The organism is Nostoc sp. UIC 10890 (assembly GCF_054786515.1).
The window spans coordinates 1-1,422 of sequence record NZ_JBSGKF010000150.1 but is presented as its reverse complement, the minus strand read 5'-3'; the positions used below and the strand labels follow the sequence as shown (position 1 = coordinate 1,422).

At 38.0% G+C, this 1,422-nt stretch carries 1 protein-coding gene and 1 pseudogene; both read left to right on the top strand.

Features of this window, described 5'->3' with window-relative positions; genetic code table 11:
• A pseudogene (locus ACWATR_RS40005) lies at positions 1-925 on the top strand (AAA family ATPase); the annotation flags it as partial.
• On the top strand, positions 922-1,422 hold a 501-nt coding region (locus ACWATR_RS40000), incomplete at its 3' end, for a hypothetical protein (RefSeq protein ID WP_460345924.1). The pseudogene ACWATR_RS40005 and the gene ACWATR_RS40000, both read left to right, overlap by 4 nt.

The following is a 1,422-nucleotide window of genomic DNA, read 5'->3' as shown; positions in this document are numbered from 1 at the left end:
ACAGCAGTTTGAGGGGTTCCTTGCTCAAACAATAGAATCGTTGATACCTTTAGGAACAAAAGCTTTTTACGAGAATCCAGATATTGAGCGACGTTTTGAGTTGGCACACTCAGCAGGAATTGGAACTTCAGAGTGGGATAACACGCCGACTCTAGTTGATATGGAACAGTTTTTTTGTGCAGATTGTATTGATTTAGGCTATGAGGATGAGAATGTTGATAAGGCGCTCAATTATATACGCTTACGACTACAGTATTGGCAGGCAAGCTCAATAGGAAATGCAATTTGTAAACCTTCAACTTTCCAAACAGACAGCAAGCTAATTACGTTTGCATTAACGAATCTGCAATCAGATAGAGAAGCAGAGGTGTTCGGGATGTCAGCGTATATTGCGGCATCGAGACAATCACTATCATCGACAAACAGTATGTTTTTCATGGATGAGGCGAGTGTATTGCTACGGTTCCCGTCGTTATCTCGGTTAGTAGGCCGTAAATGTGCTACGGCTCGGAAATCAGGATGTCGCATTGCTCTAGCTGCTCAAGATGTGATTTCGATTGCCAAATCAGAAGCAGGGGAACAAATATTACAAAATATGCCTTGTCGATTAATCGGGCGAATTGTCCCAGGGGCAGCGAGAAGTTTTTCGGAATTGCTTGGTATGCCGAGAGAAATTATAGATGTAAATGAAACTTTCATGCCAAACATCCAACAGCTATATACGTTATGGCTGTTGGACTACAACAATAAATATATAAGATGCCGTTATTATCCTTCATCTCCCCTTTTGGGTTTGGTTGTGAATGGTAGGGAGGAGCAAGAATCACGAGACAAGTTTAAAAAAATTTACAATGATAAGTTCACTTGGGTGGCAGAATTTTCAAAGTATTATGTTGAGTGCATTAAGCAAGGGAAACCATTATGAAAATTCTTGCATTATTAATTCAAAACAAGATTTTATTGGCAATATTGGCAGGTGTAGTATCAATTGGAAGTTTTCAAGTATGGAAAGACAATCAAGTGAAATATGAGAAGTTTATTGCTAGTCAAGAAAATAATTGTAAAGTGTATATGAAAATGGGAGAGGATGCAGTTAAACGGAGTCCGAGTTTGAGAAACCTCAAATACAATAATATAGTGACTCCCGGACTAAAGCAGCCTGGAATAAATTCTCAATACGAAGTAGACAGTAGATATCTTTTACTTTACAACAAGCCTGTTTCTACTCTTCCACCAAATACTGTGGTTTATGAGAATGGCTTTTTTAAAAGTTTATTATCAAAGGCTAATTATCCTCCTGAGTCATTGCTGGTTAAAGCTGTTTCTTTTGATTTGATAAATCAACAAGCAACTGTTAGTTCGTATTGTGCAAAAACCCCTTTTGTAGTTCGTTTGGAGAATTTATATGAAGAATTTCAACCA